This window comes from Shewanella sp. SM73, from assembly GCF_025653795.1.
Taxonomy (GTDB): domain Bacteria; phylum Pseudomonadota; class Gammaproteobacteria; order Enterobacterales; family Shewanellaceae; genus Shewanella; species Shewanella oncorhynchi.
The window spans coordinates 143164-160310 of the sequence record NZ_JAKKRY010000003.1; the positions used below are offsets into that span (position 1 = coordinate 143164).

Consider the following 17147-nt stretch of genomic DNA (forward strand, 5'->3'; position numbering starts at 1 on the left):
AAGATGAAATTGACATTTGCAGTTTATCGCTACAATCCTGACGTAGATACTAAACCGTATATGCAGGATTACAGCTTAGAAGTGGCTGAAGGCTCTGACATGATGGTGCTCGATGCACTGATCAAGTTGAAAGAGCAAGATCCGACTTTGTCATTCCGTCGCTCATGCCGTGAAGGCGTGTGTGGTTCAGACGGCGTGAACATGAATGGTAAGAATGGTCTGGCGTGTATTACCCCAATTTCAACCTTTAAAGGTAAGAAATTAGAAATACGTCCATTACCAGGTATGCCAGTTGTTCGTGACTTAGTTGTTGATTTAACTCAGTTCTATAAGCAGTATGAGAAGATTAAGCCTTACCTCATCAATGATGAGAAACAACCTGCTCGTGAACACTTACAATCCCCTGAAGAGCGTGCTCATTTAGATGGTTTGTACGAATGTATCATGTGTGCCTGTTGTTCTACGGCTTGCCCATCATTCTGGTGGAATCCTGATAAGTTTATCGGTCCAAGCGGTCTGCTTCATGCATATCGTTTCTTGATCGACAGTCGCGATACAGCTACAGAAGAACGTTTATCTGAGCTGGACGACGCCTATAGCGTGTTCCGTTGCCATGGCATCATGAACTGCGTTGACGTTTGTCCAAAAGGTCTTAATCCGACTAAAGCAATTGGTCATATTAAGTCCATGCTGTTGAAGCGAGCAGTGTAATGCGAGAACCCGAGCTGAAACCAATAATAATATAGCTCTTGAAGAGTCACTTTCTGGTAGCAGAAGGTGACTCTTTTGCGTATGTAATGGAAGACAACGCGCCGTATATCTGGACATCTAGGGGCGGCAGAAATTATGCGTCGAAGGTAATCTCTACAGACTGCATATTTAATACTATGGCTAAGCACGTGTATAAAGTTTGAAAGGAATAGAAATGCACCAAGGCATCATGAAAGCCTGGCTCGAATCATCTCACTTAAGTGGTGCAAATTCGACCTACGTAGAAGAGATGTATGAAGCCTATCAAGAAGACCCACAGTCAGTCGCTGATGATTGGCGTGCGGTATTTGATAATCTCCCTCCTGTGAACGGTGCCTCTGTTGATGCGCCTGAAGCTGCTCACTCAAAAGTACGTGATTATTTTCGCAGTTTAGCGTTAGAAGGTCGCCATAAGAGCTCAGCTCGTGTGACGGATCCTGAAATGGATGCTAAGCAAGTTAAAGTCCTGCAATTAATTAACGCCCATCGTTTCCGTGGTCACCAAGGTGCTAATCTTGATCCCCTCGAACTGTGGAAACGTGAACCTGTAGCTGATTTAGATCCTGCCTTCCACGGCTTGACTAAAGAAGACATGGAACGTGAGTTTAATACAGGTTCTTTTGCTCATGGTGGCGAAACCATGAAGCTCGCGGATTTGGTAAAAGCGCTGAAAGCCACCTACTGTGGTTCTATCGGTGCTGAATATATGCACATTACCGATACCGATGAGAAACGCTGGATCCAACAACGTCTCGAACCTTCCTTAGGTAAAGCTAACTACGATAAAAGTGTTAAGACACGCATTCTTGAAGGCCTTAACGCCGCAGAAGGTATTGAAAAATACTTAGGTGCTAAATTCCCTGGTGCGAAACGTTTCTCGTTAGAAGGCGGTGATGCGTTAGTGCCTATGATGCGCGAAATTATTTATCGTGCAGGTGAAGCCGGTACTAAAGAAATCGTCGTCGGTATGGCTCACCGTGGTCGTCTGAACGTATTAGTGAACGTATTAGGTAAGCGTCCAGCTGAACTGTTTGACGAGTTCGCGGGTAAGCATGCTGATACCCACGGTTCTGGTGACGTTAAGTACCACCAAGGTTTCTCCTCTGATTTTGAAACGCCGGGCGGCAATGTGCATTTAGCACTGGCCTTTAACCCATCGCACCTTGAAATCGTTAACCCTGTGGTGATTGGCTCTGTACGTGCCCGTCAAGACCGTCGCGGTTGTAAGGATGGCTTACAAGTCATGCCTATTACTATTCACGGTGACTCTGCAATTGCAGGTCAAGGGATAGTACAAGAGACATTCAACATGTCTCAAACCCGTGGCTTTAAAGTCGGCGGCAGTATTCGCATCGTAGTGAACAACCAAGTGGGTTTCACGACGTCTAACCATGCGGACACTCGTTCGACTGAATACTGTACTGACATCGCTAAGATGGTTCAGGCTCCGATTTTCCACGTTAACTCTGATGATCCCGAAGCCGTTGCTTTTGTGTCGCAGTTAGCCGTTGATTATCGTAACGAGTTCAAACGTGATGTGGTGGTTGAATTAGTGTGTTATCGCCGTCATGGCCATAACGAAGCCGATGAGCCAAGTGCAACTCAGCCGCTGATGTATGCCAAGATCAAGAAACACCCAACGCCACGTAAGATTTATGCAGACAAGTTAATCGCTGAAAACGTGATTGCTGCTGATGATGTGACTGGTCTTATCAATAATTACCGTGATGCATTAGATCAAGGTGATTGTGTAGTTAAAGAATGGCGCCCAATGACGCTGCATTCTGTTGATTGGACACCGTATATCGGTCGTGAGTGGGACGAAGCGTATCAAGCCTCTATGTCGGCTGAGCGTTTACAAAGTCTGGCTGACAAACTGAGCTATGTACCTGAAAGTCATCCATTGCAATCACGGGTTGCTAAGATTTATAGCGACCGTTTAGCGATGGCAAAAGGCGAGAAGCCACTCGATTGGGGTTTTGCAGAAACGCTGGCTTATGCCTCGATTCTGGAAGACAACAAGCGTGTACGTATTACGGGTCAGGATTCTGGCCGCGGTACTTTCTTCCATCGTCATGCTGTATTGCACAATCAAAACGATGGCACGACTTACATGCCACTGCGCAATATTGCTGATGAACAAGGCCCAATTGATATTACTGACTCAGTATTATCTGAAGCCTCAGTACTGGCGTTTGAGTATGGTTATGCCACAGCAGAACCCGGTGGATTGACTATTTGGGAAGCGCAGTTTGGTGACTTTGCTAACTGTGCCCAAGTGGTAATCGATCAGTTCTTGTCATCGGGTGAGCAGAAGTGGGGCCGTTTATGTGGTCTGACTATGTTGTTACCCCATGGCTATGAAGGTCAAGGCCCTGAGCATTCAAGCGCCCGTTTAGAGCGTTTCTTGCAGATGTGTGCTAACCACAATATGCAAGTGTGTGTGCCTTCAACACCTGCACAGGTCTACCATATGTTGCGCCGCCAAGTGGTGCGTCCTATGCGTCGACCACTTATCGTTATGTCGCCTAAGTCATTACTACGTCATCCATTAGCGGTTTCAAGCTTGGAAGAATTAGCCAATGGCAGTTTCCAAAATGTGATCGGTGAAATCGATACGTTGGAAGCAAGCAAGGTTGACCGAGTTGTCTTCTGCAGTGGTAAGGTTTACTTCGAACTGCTGGAAAAACGTCGTAAAGAAAATATCACTAACGTAGCGTTAATCCGTGTCGAACAGTTATATCCGTTCCCACATGATGAAATGATCGTTGCTTTGGCTGATTACCAACATGTGAAAGATTTTGTTTGGTGTCAGGAAGAGCCACAGAACCAAGGTGCTTGGTACTCTAGTCAACACCATTTCTGGGCCGCGGTTCCTGCAGGTGCACAGTTAACTTATGCTGGTCGTGAAGCGTCAGCTGCACCAGCGTGTGGTTACCCTGAGTTGCACACACATCAGCAAGAATCTTTAGTGAACAGTGCCCTGAAACTTACAATCACACTGTAGTAATAGACATTTTATAAAAGGATAGTTTTTCATGAGTATCGAAATCAAGGTACCCGTACTACCAGAATCTGTTGCCGATGCCACGATTGCCACTTGGCATGTGAAAGTGGGCGAGCAAGTTTCTCGTGATCAAAACCTGGTTGATATTGAAACCGATAAAGTGGTTCTTGAAGTGGTTGCGCCAGAAGATGGCCACATTGGCGAGTTTTTGTTTGAAGAAGGCGCCACTGTTCTGGGTGAACAAGTGATCGCTAAATTCATCGCCGGTGCTGTATCTGGCAAAGAAGTCACCAAAGCGCAAGCTGAAGCGGCAACACCAGCAGCTGAAACCAGCGATGAAAGCAGTGATGCGTTAAGCCCATCTGTACGCCGTTTACTGGCTGAGCACAATGTTGATGCCAGCAAAGTAAAAGGCACTGGTGTGGGTGGTCGTATTACGAAAGAAGACGTAGAAGCCTTCGTTAAGTCTGCCCCTAAAGCTGCGGCGCCAGCAGCACCTGCTGTAGCTCCGTTAGCGGCTGGCCGTAGCGAGAAGCGCGTGCCAATGACACGTCTGCGTAAGACAATCGCAAACCGCTTGTTAGAAGCTAAAAACTCTACCGCTATGCTCACGACGTTTAACGAAGTGAACATGAAGCCCATCATGGATATCCGTAAGCAATACCAAGATATCTTTGAAAAGCGCCACGGTATCCGTTTAGGCTTTATGTCTTTCTATATCAAAGCCGTGACTGAAGCGCTGAAACGTTTCCCAGAAGTCAACGCGTCTATTGATGGCGATGATATCGTCTATCACAACTACTTCGACATCAGCATCGCAGTATCAACACCACGTGGTCTGGTAACACCAGTGTTACGTGACACAGATACCATGAACTTAGCTGAAATCGAAAAAGCCGTTCGTGACTTAGCCCTTAAAGGCCGTGACGGTAAGCTGACTGTGGCTGACATGACTGGCGGTAACTTCACTGTGACTAACGGTGGTGTTTTCGGTTCACTGATGTCTACACCGATCCTTAACCTGCCACAAAGTGCGATTTTAGGCATGCATGCCATTAAAGATCGCCCAATGGCAGTCAATGGTCAGGTTGAAATCCTGCCCATGATGTACCTAGCACTCTCATATGACCATCGTATTGTTGATGGCCGTGAGTCTGTTGGTTTCTTGGTTGCGATTAAAGACTTCCTAGAAGACCCAACTCGTCTGCTGCTTGATCTGTAACACAACTCGATAAGAGATTGCGTTTAAAGAAATAGCCAGACATACCCTCGTGACTGGCCCAAACGGGCCAGTTGGATTTGATTAGAAGTATACGGATAGATCATCATGAATTTGCATGAGTATCAGGCAAAATCCTTATTTGCCGAATATGGTTTACCAGTGTCAGAAGGTTTTGCATGTGATACAGCCCAAGAAGCTGTAGAAGCGGCAGGCCATATTGGCGGAAATTTATGGGTTGTTAAGTGTCAAGTACACGCAGGCGGCCGCGGTAAAGCAGGTGGCGTTAAAGTCACTGGCGATAAAGAAGAAATCAGAGCCTTTGCCGAACACTGGTTAGGCAAAAATCTGGTGACTTATCAAACTGATGAGAAAGGCCAGCCAGTTGCTAAAATTTTAGTAGAAAGCTGTACCGACATCGCTAACGAACTGTACTTAGGTGCCGTTGTTGACCGCGCGACTCGTCGTGTTGTGTTCATGGCGTCGACTGAAGGTGGTGTTGAAATTGAGAAAGTGGCAGAAGAAACGCCAGAACTCATCCACACTGCAATCATCGATCCTTTGACTGGCCCACAAGGTTATCAAGCACGTGATCTTGGCTTCAAGTTAGGTTTAAACCCAACTCAAATGAAGCAGTTCACTAAGATTTTCATGGGTCTGGCGACTATGTTCGTTGATCATGATTTCGCATTGCTTGAAATCAACCCACTGGTTATTACCACTGAAGGCAACCTACACTGCCTAGACGGTAAAATCGGTATCGACGGTAACGCACTTTATCGTCAACCAAAAATCAAAGGCATGCACGATCCATCACAGGATGATGCCCGCGAAGCTCACGCTGCTAAGTTCGAGCTGAACTACGTTGCATTAGACGGTAACGTTGGCTGTATGGTGAACGGTGCTGGTCTTGCGATGGGTACTATGGATATCGTTAACTTGCACGGTGGCAAGCCAGCGAACTTCTTAGACGTAGGCGGCGGCGCGACGAAAGAACGTGTAGCTGAAGCATTCAAAATCATTCTGTCTGACAGCAATGTGAAAGCGGTTCTGGTTAACATTTTCGGCGGTATCGTACGTTGTGACATGATCGCAGAAGGTATTATCGGCGCTGTTAAAGAAGTGGGCGTTAAAGTACCTGTTGTGGTTCGTTTAGAAGGTACTAACGCTGAACTTGGCCGTGAAGTATTAGCTAAATCAGGTCTAGATATCATTGCAGCTACCAGTCTAACTGACGCGGCTGAGCAAGTAGTTAAAGCTGCGGAGGGCAAATAATGTCTGTCTTAATCAATAAAGATACCAAGGTAATTTGCCAAGGTTTCACTGGCGGTCAAGGTACATTCCACTCACAACAAGCTATCGATTATGGTACGCAAATGGTGGGCGGCGTGTCTCCTGGTAAAGGTGGTCAAACTCACTTAGGTCTTCCAGTGTTCAACACTGTGAAAGACGCTGTGGCTGCGACTGGCGCAACTGCTTCTGTGATCTATGTACCGGCTCCTTTCTGTAAGGATGCCATTCTTGAAGCTATCGACGGTGGCATCGAGCTTATCGTTTGTATCACTGAAGGCATTCCTACACTGGACATGCTGCAAGTTAAAGTGAAGCTTGAAGAAACTGGCGTTCGCATGATCGGCCCTAACTGCCCAGGTGTTATCACCCCAGGTGAATGTAAGATCGGCATCATGCCAGGTCACATCCACTTAAAAGGCAAAGTGGGTATCGTTTCTCGTTCAGGTACTCTGACTTATGAAGCGGTTAAGCAAACAACGGATGAAGGTTTTGGCCAATCTACTTGCGTAGGTATTGGTGGTGACCCAATTCCAGGTACTAGCTTCATTGATGTACTGGAAATGTTCCAAAACGATCCACAGACAGAAGCGATCGTTATGATCGGTGAAATCGGTGGTAACGCTGAGGAAGATGCGGCGGCTTTCATTAAAGCACACGTGACTAAACCTGTTGTGTCTTATATTGCGGGTGTCACTGCACCTGCTGGTAAGCGTATGGGCCATGCTGGCGCGATTATCGCTGGCGGTAAAGGTACTGCAGAAGACAAATTTGCTGCATTAGAAGCAGCGGGCGTAACAACTGTCCGCTCGCTTGCTGATATCGGCAAAGCGCTGCGTATTCGTACAGGTTGGTAAGCTAACCTTTCGAATATAAAAGGCGCCTAAGGCGCCTTTTTTATTGGCTGTAATTTCGGCAGCGAATCGCTGTAAATGACAGGAATGGGATTGAGCTAACACCATGAAGACTAGATATTTTTTCTTCTACGGGTTAGATTGATGCTTCTCTACTACGCGCTCGTCTGTGTCATTGGCGAGGATAATGTGAGTAGAGCCATTAACCATGAGCTAAGTGCTTATGGCTTCAGTGCTGTTCTGCAAAAAATCTTGAACTCAAATTTATTTAACACGGTTGCAGTCTATCGTTGCGAGCGTATTTGTTTTATGGGGCTTATCGCATTGGGGGAGGGTAAGCAACAGAGTCGATGTTAGCCACAGTAACGGCTTAAACATCACATTTTTTTACGAGGGAAAAACTGTGAAAACACCTAAAATCATTATTTCGGAAATTGACTTAGAAAGACTAGAGCGATTATTGGAGTCACTGCCGGCAAATGCGTTTCCGGGCAAAGCGGCATTGGAGGCTGAATTAGACAGAGCCGATATTGTGCCTGCATCACAGGTGCCCGCGAATGTGGTGACCATGAATTCAGAAGTGAAGTTTAGCGTTTCATCTAGTAATGAGACTTTCTGTTTACGTTTAGTGTATCCAAAAGACGTGAACGGCGCGGGCACGATTTCTATTTTGGCGCCAGTGGGCAGCGCATTATTAGGGCTCTCTCAAGGTGATGAAATTGAATGGCCAGGTCCGGGTGGTTCTATGGTAAAAGTGCGTATTGAAGAAATCCTGTATCAGCCTGAACGCAGTGGTGATTTCCACCGTTAAGTTTGAGGTATTGGCGTAGTGTCGTTGACGTTACGCCAGTGCACTTTAAGCGAACCATTGGTTGATTTTTAAGTGCCATTTTTGAAGGAGCAAAGATGATAACCCAAACTGAACGGTTAATTATTCGACCATTTACTGAGCAAGATTGTGAAGCGCTTTATTTGATGAACAGTAATCCCGCGATGCTGAAGTACATTCCCACCGCGGCATTTACAGCTCGCGAGCAGGCGGTTGAGTTGTTTCACAAGGTGATCCAAGTCGATTATCAGCAACATGGTTTTGGTCGTTGGGCGGTAGAGCATAAAGCCGATAAGCGGGTGATTGGTTTTTGTGGTCCGAAATTTATTCCAGAATTCAGCGAAGTCGAACTGGGTTATCGTTATTTCCCTGAGTATTGGGGAACAGGAATTGGTACTGAGGCCGCATTTGCTGCATTAGCCGAATTTAAACGTTTTGGTATTGATCAGACGATTGCACTTATCTTAGCAGGGAATCTCGGTTCTGAAGGTGTGGCTAAGCGTGTGGGCATGCATTGGCGTGAGCAAAATGAGTTTATGGGCCATCAAGTGAATATCTACGCCAAGGTGTTATAGCGGTTTACCCGTAAACATCATCCAATAAAAAACCAGCCTTAGGCTGGTTTTTTGCTTAATGCTTTATAAACACAATGGCCGACTTAGGCGTCGTTATGCTCACAGGTATCGTTGGTGCAAGTGCCGTACAAATATAAGCTGTGATTAGTCAGCTTAATATTGTGTTTCATGGCAATTTCATCTTGACGACGTTCGATGACTTCATCTGAAAACTCAATCACTTTGCCACACGATAGGCAAACTAAGTGATCATGATGATGCTGAGTCGATAGTTCGAAAACGGCTTTACCGCTCTCAAAATGATGGCGACTGACAATACCTGCATCATCAAATTGGTTTAACACACGGTAGACGGTGGCTAGACCAATTTCTTCACCGATATCGAGCAGCTTCTTGTACAAATCTTCTGCACTGATATGTTGGTTTTCAGGTCCTTGCATCAGTTCTAGGATCTTGACTCGTGGCAGGGTAATTTTCAAACCCGCTTTTTTTAGCGCTTGATTTCCATCTGTCATTGCTAATCTCTTGATTGCAGAACCAATAGGTTCATCCGTGGATAGTGTTTGCCATTATAGGTGCTCAGGTTGAAAACTTAAACCTTTGTTCTGGCTTTCTAGGGCGATATGCAGATAAATTGTGTCAATAGGCGTTAAATCACAATATTTTGCGGCAATTCAAGCATAGTTTTTGTATGGTTATACCAAGGAATAATATTCACGGCTGCCAAAGTCAGTGAGAATAATTCAAATAAATAAAATAATAAGGAATCGGCATGTACCAGCAAATTGTGGTGTTAACCGGCGCAGGGATCTCTGCTGAGTCGGGTTTACGCACCTTTCGCGATCAAGATGGTCTGTGGGAAGAGCATCATATTGAAGACGTTGCGACACCAGAAGGTTATGAGCGTGATGCTGAATTGGTAGAGCGATTTTACAATAGTCGTTGGTTGCAACTGCACAGTGGCACGGTTGAACCCAATGCAGCGCATGTGGCCTTGGCAAAGTTGGAAGCGGACTTTAAAGGTCAATTACTTATCATCACACAAAATATTGATGATCTGCATGAGCGTGCGGGCTCGCGCCGCTTATTGCATATGCACGGTGAATTATCCAAAGGCCGTTGTCCGCGCTCACGTCAGACCTTTATTTTACGTGAGCCCTTTGGTGCCGATAATTGCTGTACTTGTTGTATTCCGGCTCAGCGATTACGCCCCCATGTGGTGTGGTTTGGTGAAATGCCCTTAGGGATGGATCGAATTCACGATGCGCTCGATAACTGCGACTTGTTTATTGCCATTGGCACCTCTGGCACTGTGTATCCTGCCGCGGGCTTTGTGGATACAGCTAACCATCATGGGGCTCAAACAGTCGAAGTGAATATGATGGCACCCGATAGACACAGTCAGTTTCAATATCACCTCACAGGAAAAGCGGGGGAGTTAGTGCCTCAGTTGGTTGATACCATTTTAGCGGGTCGAGTGATTGGCAGTGAGTCGAACACATGAGCGAAAAAGTTGCGATTATAATGCGTGGCTTACCGGGCAGTGGTAAGTCACATTGGGTTGAAACTTACATTCTGTCCCTTCCTTTAGAAAAAGCCATTGGCGTGCGGCAACGTGGCGTATTTTCGACTGATAGTTTTTTCTACCATGAAGATGAATACCGTTTCGATGCCAAGAAATTACCTGAGTTTCATCAATGTAATTTGACGGGGTTTATTCAGGCACTTTCTTCAAGCGAGCCTGTGGTGATTTGTGATAATACCAATCTGTGCCACTGGGAATACATGGCCTATGAAGCGGCGGCAAAAGCCTTAGGTTATCAAGTTAGAATTGTGCTTGTGGGTGAACCAAGCAGTCTGGCTCATCAGCAGGAATGCGCGAAACGTAATCGCCATGGCGTTCCTTTGGCACAAATTCAGCGGATGGCGAAGGGATTTGAAGATTTTTAATGTCAGGTACTTACTTAATTGTTGAGTATTGTGATCTGTAGCAATCAATTTTAAGCATGGGTCCCGCAGTGTTTTCGCCCTGTCATAAGTCTGTTGTACTCTGTTTCAACGTTCTGCTTTGTCTATGTGCATGTGTGTGGCTCATACATTCGCCTTATCTATTTGACTGTGCACTTTAAGCTTGATCCCAAAGACAGTTTATCCATATAAGTCTGCGTATAATGCGCTAACTTGTGTGGCATTGAAGGGCCAATGCAAGATTGCTGCTGGCTTGATCGATACCATTGAGCACAAGCGGACGTTTATCAGAGGAAAGAGCCATGCTCATTAAAATTTTACTAACAGTCTTAGTTATTGCTGGCGCTTGGTTTTTGCTGGTGAAACGCAAGCGTCAGATTGAACCTCAGGCTGTTAATCTCAGTTCAAAGCGTTTTAGTGAACCGCTGTGGCGCCGATACCTGTTGACGGGTGTGTTTGTGGTGATTGGATTTAGCCTGCTGAGTTACAGTGTTTGGTATTGGCGCGATCAGCATAGAATTGTCACTGTGAGAATTGTGTCACCGAATGCCGACAATAACGGCGAGTATCGTGTGCGAAAAGGGGATATCTCAGACTCGAAAATGGTCACTATCGATGGCATCCATATTCGCTTTTCGACCCAAGAACGGTTGGCAATTATCGAAACCGATTAAGGCATATTTATTTTACTAAATTACCTTGCACGCCTTTTCATTGCCAACTTATGCGGTAAACTAGCGACAATTTTTTAGCCTGCACTTAAGTGGAATCGTTAACTTAAGTTTTTTTTCAGGAGGACAAATGATTACTGCTTATGTCTATGATAATCGTCACCTTACTGTGACAGAGCTCGGCATACTGGATAGTATTCCCGCGTCGACCATTTGGTTAGATCTGTATAAACCCGATGATGAGGAGCGAGAGTGGTTAAGTCATTTTTCTGTTGAAGAAGTGCCTGACGAAGAAGATATCAATGAAATTGAGGCCTCAGCACGTTTTTATCAAAACAGTGACGGCTTGCATATTAATTCGTTATTCCCACAGCGTGTCGGCCAAGATGTGCGCGGCGTTAACGTTTCCTTCAACCTTCGTAGCAATTTTTTACTGACAATTCGTGAAGAAGACGTAGGTCTTATCCGTTTGCTGCGTAACTATTTGCGTTTAGGGCGGTTAGAAGTATCGACACCGCAGGAATTGTTTCTCGAGTTATTTAATCTGAAAGTGGATTATCTATCTGACTTAATTGAAGACGTTTACACTGTACTTGAAAATGTCGGTGAGCAAGTATTTGATAACGACGAACTTGACGATGTATTTAAACTCATCACTCTGCAAGAAGACTCTAATGGTAAAATCCGATTAAGTTTGCTCGATACTCAGCGCTCACTGCGTTATATGCAGCGTTATTATCGTGGCCAGTTATCCGATGAACATTTAAAGGACTTGCGGGAAATGTTGTCGGATATCGAGTCGCTGATGCCCCACAGTCAGTTTATTTTCGATAAGTTAAACTTTCTGCTCGATGCGGCCATGGGGTTCAGTGGTCTGCAGCAGAACAAAATCATTAAAATCTTCTCGGTTGCCGCAGTGGTGTTTCTACCACCGACCTTAATTGCCAGTAGTTATGGGATGAACTTTACCAGCATGCCTGAGCTTGAGTGGCAATACGGTTACCCTATGGCGATTGTGATGATGTTAGCCAGTGCCGCAGGTACTTACTTCTTCTTTAAACGTAAGCATTGGTTATAAGTCTGGCGCTAGCTGTGTTGATTTCTCGAATTAAAAATAAGGGTCGAATGCAATATTCGACCCTTATTTTTATCACTTTTATTTAATCATGTTCATTCAATGACTTTTATTCAATGAGTGAGACTCGATGACTTTGCTTAAATGAGTGAAGCTCGTTAGACATAATCGTTAAGCCAGTTTCTTAATCAACTACTTACGACTATCGCCGCCAAAGTAGTAACTCACTCGCTCGCGCGGATTTAGATACTCGTGGACTTTTTCAGGAAGCGCCGCAGGTGGTAAGCAGCGCACTATGCTGATCCCTTCAATCTCTAAATCAACGATAGGTGCTTGGTCTTTAGGAACTAACGCATCGTAAACCAATATCTTAGGGCATAGCAGTTTAGTTAAGTTAACCGACATCACCATGGCATATTGACCGCTGGATAATTCCACCACACTGCCTGGGGGATAAATGCCCAGCATCTTGATCATCTTGCCAATATACTCTTGATTTAGCTTAGTTTTGTATTGCTTATACAAATGCCCCAGTGCGGCGTAGGGCATTCTGGCTTTGCCCTGTTGGCTTGGGTAACACAAGGAGTCATATTCGTTCACTACCGCAATCAGTTGCGATACCTTGTCGAGAGCCTCTTCCTTTAGGCCTTTGGGATAACCACTGCCATCGAGAAACTCGTGGTGATTGGTGATTGCAGGTAAGGCTGCTTGGGGAAAATTATCGGCTAATTTGAGCAGTTCAATCCCAAGTAATGGATGCTGTTTGATAAAATTAAGCTCTGGTGCTGACCAAGGTGCCGATTTTTTTAGAATTTGTGGTGGGATTTTTAATTTACCCACGTCGTGGAACAGGGCACTGAGACCGACCGTTTCGATTTCACTTCTATCCCATTCCATTTCTTTGGCGATCAGCATAGAGAGGATCGCAACATTCAAGGAGTGGTAGTAAATGCTTTCATCCTGCTTAGCATCACTCATCAAATGCAGCACTAAGTTATCTGAGTTGAGCAACTGTTCGACTATGGTGTGGACCAAATCTTTGGCGTCATCGACCGCATTTAAGGGGCGATTACGTAGCTTAGAGATGAGGCTGCGCATCATGGCTACTGAGCGGGTAAAATTTTGCTCAGTTTTATTAATGTCACGGCGTAATTTTTTTTGCACTTCGATTTGCTCAGCCTTGTATTGATCCATGTCGTTTTTAAGCACATTGATTTCAGCACTTGGCGGCAATTTGATAGGGTTGACCGCATCAGCATGTATCGGGGCGACGTCGCTGCGTTCTAAATCGACGATGACATGTTCGATGCCCAGATTTTTAATCAACTCGATTTGCGCAGCTTGTTTAATATGAAAGCTACTGAATAAAAAGGGATGATCTTTCCAAGCCACGGGCAAACGCACAAAGTTGCCGACTTGAAGTTGATGGACTGAGACTTTACAGCTTTTTTTCATATTCTTGTTATCGTGAAGCGTAATGTGGGTTATTTTATCTCAATGATGCTGCTTTACAATTACTTAACTAACATGTCAGCATAGTAAGCCTAGAAAATAGCCACTCCATTGAGGAAGTATGGACTTTATTGAAGTATACCCTAATGCGTTGCCGAATGACTTGTGTGACCGTCTCATTCTGGCATTTGAGCAACATGCTGGCGTTGTTGATGGACAAACGGGCAATGGCGTCGATCTGGAGAAGAAGATCAGCCGCGATTTGACCTTAGATAGTTTCGTCGACCTGCAGCCCATCAGAAACGAACTCTTAGGTTATACCTTAAAGGGCGCGGTAGATTATTTCACAAAGTATTCAATGGCATTAATGGGTGCGGTTGCTGTGTCAGTGAGTGATGAGCAGGGCCAACCTGTAACGCTAACTCCGACTAATTTTGCGACGCTGGGTGCGCCTAGGGCCGATGGCTTAGTGAAGTATTTGTATCGCAGTGGCAGTATTAATATTCAAAAGTATCAGCAAAATAAAGGCGGTTATCCCCATTGGCATTCGGAGCAATTCCCGCAGAATGGCCACAATGAAGCTCTGCATCGCGTCGTGCTTTATATGTTTTATTTAAATGATGTGGAAGAGGGCGGCGAAACCGAATTTTATTATCAACAGCGTAAAATCTCCCCCAAAAAAGGCACTATGGTGATAGCGCCTGCGGGATTTACTCATTCACATCGGGGAAATAAACCTGTGAGTGGTGACAAATATATTGCCACTTCTTGGATCATGTTTAATCGAGCCGAACAGCTATATGCGGTGATTGCATGATAGTATCCCAGTTTCTTACACTGGGATACGGATCCTAAAGAGCGCCCCTTCTAAGCGACTTTCTTCAATTTTTAAGCTGCCACCGTAGCTGTGAACGATTTCATCACAGACAGCTAATCCGATCCCTTGCCCTGGGGACTGAGTATCGGCACGCACGCCACGTTGGATAATCTTCTGTCTTAAGCTTTCTTCAACACCTGGGCCATCATCTTCAACAATGAGTTCAAACTCACCTTGTGAGTTAATTTTAGCCGATACATGCACTTGGCTGATACACAGGCGGAAAGCATTTTCCATAAGGTTGCCACACAGCTCCATTAAGTCACCCTTGTTGCCGGGGAACATCAAAGAGGGGGATATGTTGGCCGAGAACTGCACTTGTTTTTCTCGATAAATTTTAAACAACATTTGTGCTAATTGATCGACTAAGGGCGCAATAACAGTTTGTTCTTGCTTCAGGCCTTGTCGGCCTAACATGGCCCGTTTTAATTGGTATTTGACCAGCTGATCCATTTGGCTGACTTGTTCCATGATCTTTTCGCTTGCCGATTGTTTACTCAAACTGGCGTCATCTGTAATGGCATGCACGGCGGCTAAGCGGGTTTTAAGACTGTGTGCCAAGTCATTCATAGCATTTTGATAGCGCTGTTGTTGGGCACTCGATTGTTGCAACATCTGGTTGAGTGCTTGCGTTACGCCTTCAAGTTCAACAGGATAGCCCTCAGAAAGTGATTTACTCTTCCCTTGGTTAATTGATTGCAGTTCATTTTGCATCCGTACCAAGGGACGCATGCCCCAATAGGCGGCGCTGACCAATAGAATTAAGGCTAAGGCCAATACCATGGCTAAACGAATATAAGTACGTTTACTGAACTTACTGTATTCTTGCTCCAGTTTGGCGGCATCTTTCATGACGAGGAGGTTGTAATGCACACTGGCAATTTCTACCGCGAGCAAATAGACGAAATATCCTCTATCGTCAGCCATGGTGAGGTAGTAGGGCGGGGAGTCGTTACGGATTTCGTTAAAACGCTCACAGGTATCAAATAAGCCACGATCTACTGCGAGGGATGAGGTCCAAACCTGCTTAAATTTGTCATCGCAACTCGCTATCACATAACGCTCTTGTTTATTATTTTCTTCCAACCAAGCACTGGTATCGGGGATAAGATCGTGCTCCCGTAATTCGGCGGCGACTTGGGGAATTTCGGCAATGAGTTGGGCGGTTTCTTCGTTATAACTATTTTGCGCATGCAGAATATTAACCATCCATGCGAGACCAAAACCCACTAAGGTAATAATTGATAGCGAGGTGAGAAACATCCGTGTCAGCAGACGTTTCTTGAATTTTAATCTTAATTGCATGGCAGGTTAAATTTATATCCTTGGCCGCGGATGGTCACTATGGGGTTATCGATACCATCTCGGGTCAGTTTTTTACGCAGGCGGCTGACCATGACTTCAATCGTATTGGGATCGCCTTCCTTATCACCATAAATCACATCGAGTAAACGTTGCTTGGCGACAACCTCATGACAATGGCGCATCAAATATTCGAGGATTAAATATTCAAAGGCTGTGACTTCCATGACTTCGTCGCCCAGAGTGACTTGCTTGGCGGCGAGATCGAGTTTCAATTCTCCACTGCAAATCACAGGTTTAACAAAACCTGCGCTACGGCGTACTAAGGCATCAAGTCTTGCGACAAGTTCTTCTTTTTGAAAGGGTTTCACTAAATAGTCATCGGCTCCGGCGTTTAGGCCTTCAACTTTATCCTGCCAATTAACTCGTGCCGTGAGAATTAATATTGGTGCTTTAAGACCGGCTTCACGGAGCTGTTGAATTAAGCTAATACCATCTTGATCGGGTAGCCCTAAATCGACAATGGCGACATCGATGGGATAATTAGTGGCTTGATAAAAACCTTCTTTGGCAGTCAGTGCCACTTGAACTTGATTGCCGAGATCGCTTAATTGCACTTTTAAGTGGTGGGATAAAATAGGATCGTCTTCAACAACCAAAATTCTCATAATATAATGCCTTAAAGTGTATGAGCTAAGCTTTAGCAAACTAGTCTACGTAAAATCACACTGATAACCAAATAGAGGATCAGCATATCTTAGTTGAACTTAACCTTTGCTGACCGAGTTGAACTTGTGGTCAAAATAAGTACTAATTTATTGTTGAATAAGAAGGTTTTGCCGTTAAAGTGTTAGCGTATCGGGGAATTTCCCCAAGGCGATTTTTGTTTTCTGATCCGCAAAATGCCGTTGCCACACATAATCGCGCCTAAGGTAAATAACATCACCGCCATCATGATAAAAGACAATCTCAACCAAGGCATTTCTTGCGCTAATCGCAGATGTACCGCTTCAATGGTTGTGACGCCCCATACGGCAAAGACACTTATAAATAATAAAATTTGTAATAAACGAAGTAAGTAAACTGAGTTAAAAAATAAGACCAAAGGCGCAAGTGCAAAAGGAATGGCAAAGTTAATTTGTTCGTAACGTACGAAGTGGGCACTCAATAGCCAGCATGCAATCAGGATCCAAAGACTTCTCCACCACATTTATACCCCTCCCATTAAACGTATTAAAATAGTAAACATAATGTATCTAAAAACAAATTTCCGTACTA

Annotated in this window: 17 protein-coding genes; 12 read left to right on the forward strand and 5 right to left on the reverse strand. The window is 44.9% G+C overall.

Features of this window, described 5'->3' with window-relative positions; translation table 11 throughout:
- Positions 1–3: 3 nt before the first annotated feature.
- The 7 genes from L5M51_RS05995 to L5M51_RS06025 all read left to right on the forward strand — a co-directional run bounded on the left by L5M51_RS05995 (position 4) and on the right by L5M51_RS06025 (position 8524).
- A complete protein-coding gene (locus tag L5M51_RS05995; protein ID WP_028759701.1) occupies positions 4–711 on the forward strand; it encodes a succinate dehydrogenase iron-sulfur subunit in 708 nt (235 codons plus the stop codon).
- Positions 712–925: 214 nt separating this feature from the next.
- Positions 926–3757: a 2-oxoglutarate dehydrogenase E1 component gene (sucA, locus tag L5M51_RS06000; RefSeq protein ID WP_263171970.1), complete on the forward strand. Its 2832-nt coding sequence runs from the start codon at positions 926–928 to the stop codon at positions 3755–3757.
- Between the two features lie 31 nt (positions 3758–3788).
- Entirely contained in the window at positions 3789–4979 is a 1191-nt protein-coding gene (gene odhB / locus L5M51_RS06005) for a 2-oxoglutarate dehydrogenase complex dihydrolipoyllysine-residue succinyltransferase (RefSeq protein WP_006081977.1), read from the forward strand.
- A gap of 105 nt (positions 4980–5084) precedes the next feature.
- Positions 5085–6251, forward strand: a complete 1167-nt coding sequence (sucC, locus tag L5M51_RS06010; protein ID WP_006081976.1) for an ADP-forming succinate--CoA ligase subunit beta — start codon at positions 5085–5087, stop codon at positions 6249–6251.
- A complete protein-coding gene (sucD, locus tag L5M51_RS06015; protein WP_028759703.1) occupies positions 6251–7123 on the forward strand; it encodes a succinate--CoA ligase subunit alpha in 873 nt (290 codons plus the stop codon). The genes sucC and sucD overlap by 1 nt, the downstream gene beginning before the upstream one ends.
- Positions 7124–7523: 400 nt before the next feature.
- Positions 7524–7931 carry a nucleoside diphosphate kinase regulator gene (rnk, locus tag L5M51_RS06020; RefSeq protein ID WP_028759704.1) on the forward strand — a complete coding sequence of 136 codons (408 nt, stop codon included), beginning with the start codon at positions 7524–7526 and terminating at the stop codon, positions 7929–7931.
- 95 nt (positions 7932–8026) lie between these two features.
- Positions 8027–8524, forward strand: coding sequence for a GNAT family N-acetyltransferase (locus L5M51_RS06025; RefSeq protein WP_113940522.1), 498 nt, complete (start codon positions 8027–8029; stop codon positions 8522–8524).
- Positions 8525–8607: 83 nt separating this feature from the next.
- Here L5M51_RS06025 and fur read toward each other — a convergent pair whose 3' ends face one another.
- A complete protein-coding gene (gene fur, locus L5M51_RS06030; protein WP_028759706.1) occupies positions 8608–9039 on the reverse strand; it encodes a ferric iron uptake transcriptional regulator in 432 nt (143 codons plus the stop codon).
- Between the two features lie 257 nt (positions 9040–9296).
- Here fur and cobB point away from each other — a divergent pair, with 257 nt between their 5' ends.
- From cobB to corA, 4 genes are all read left to right on the forward strand, one after another.
- Entirely contained in the window at positions 9297–10028 is a 732-nt protein-coding gene (cobB, locus tag L5M51_RS06035; protein ID WP_028759707.1) for a Sir2 family NAD+-dependent deacetylase, read from the forward strand.
- Positions 10025–10474 (forward strand): ATP-binding protein, encoded by a 450-nt coding sequence (locus tag L5M51_RS06040; RefSeq protein WP_173496823.1) that lies wholly within the window; start codon positions 10025–10027, stop codon positions 10472–10474. The genes cobB and L5M51_RS06040 overlap by 4 nt, the downstream gene beginning before the upstream one ends.
- A gap of 320 nt (positions 10475–10794) precedes the next feature.
- On the forward strand, positions 10795–11166 hold the full coding sequence (locus L5M51_RS06045) for a hypothetical protein (RefSeq protein WP_028759709.1): 372 nt from the start codon (positions 10795–10797) through the stop codon (positions 11164–11166).
- A 127-nt stretch (positions 11167–11293) separates the two neighbouring features.
- On the forward strand, positions 11294–12241 hold the full coding sequence (gene corA / locus L5M51_RS06050; RefSeq protein WP_028759710.1) for a magnesium/cobalt transporter CorA: 948 nt from the start codon (positions 11294–11296) through the stop codon (positions 12239–12241).
- Positions 12242–12430: 189 nt separating this feature from the next.
- On the opposite strand, the gene L5M51_RS06055 is transcribed toward corA, so the two are convergent.
- Positions 12431–13693: an HD-GYP domain-containing protein gene (locus tag L5M51_RS06055; protein WP_168825389.1), complete on the reverse strand. Its 1263-nt coding sequence runs from the start codon at positions 13691–13693 to the stop codon at positions 12431–12433.
- A 118-nt stretch (positions 13694–13811) separates the two neighbouring features.
- Between L5M51_RS06055 and L5M51_RS06060 the strand changes: the two genes are divergently transcribed.
- The gene (locus L5M51_RS06060) at positions 13812–14507 is read left to right on the forward strand and encodes a 2OG-Fe(II) oxygenase (RefSeq protein WP_173244477.1); all 696 of its coding nucleotides are present in this window, start codon (positions 13812–13814) and stop codon (positions 14505–14507) included.
- Positions 14508–14522: 15 nt separating this feature from the next.
- On the opposite strand, the gene L5M51_RS06065 is transcribed toward L5M51_RS06060, so the two are convergent.
- The 3 genes from L5M51_RS06065 to L5M51_RS06075 form a co-directional block, all read right to left on the reverse strand.
- Positions 14523–15872, reverse strand: coding sequence for a sensor histidine kinase (locus L5M51_RS06065; protein ID WP_028759713.1), 1350 nt, complete (start codon positions 15870–15872; stop codon positions 14523–14525).
- Entirely contained in the window at positions 15863–16537 is a 675-nt protein-coding gene (locus tag L5M51_RS06070) for a response regulator (protein ID WP_028759714.1), read from the reverse strand. Before L5M51_RS06070 ends, L5M51_RS06065 begins: the two co-directional genes overlap by 10 nt.
- Positions 16538–16719: 182 nt before the next feature.
- A complete protein-coding gene (locus tag L5M51_RS06075) occupies positions 16720–17079 on the reverse strand; it encodes a hypothetical protein (RefSeq protein WP_028759715.1) in 360 nt (119 codons plus the stop codon).
- Between the last annotated feature and the right edge of the window lie 68 nt (positions 17080–17147).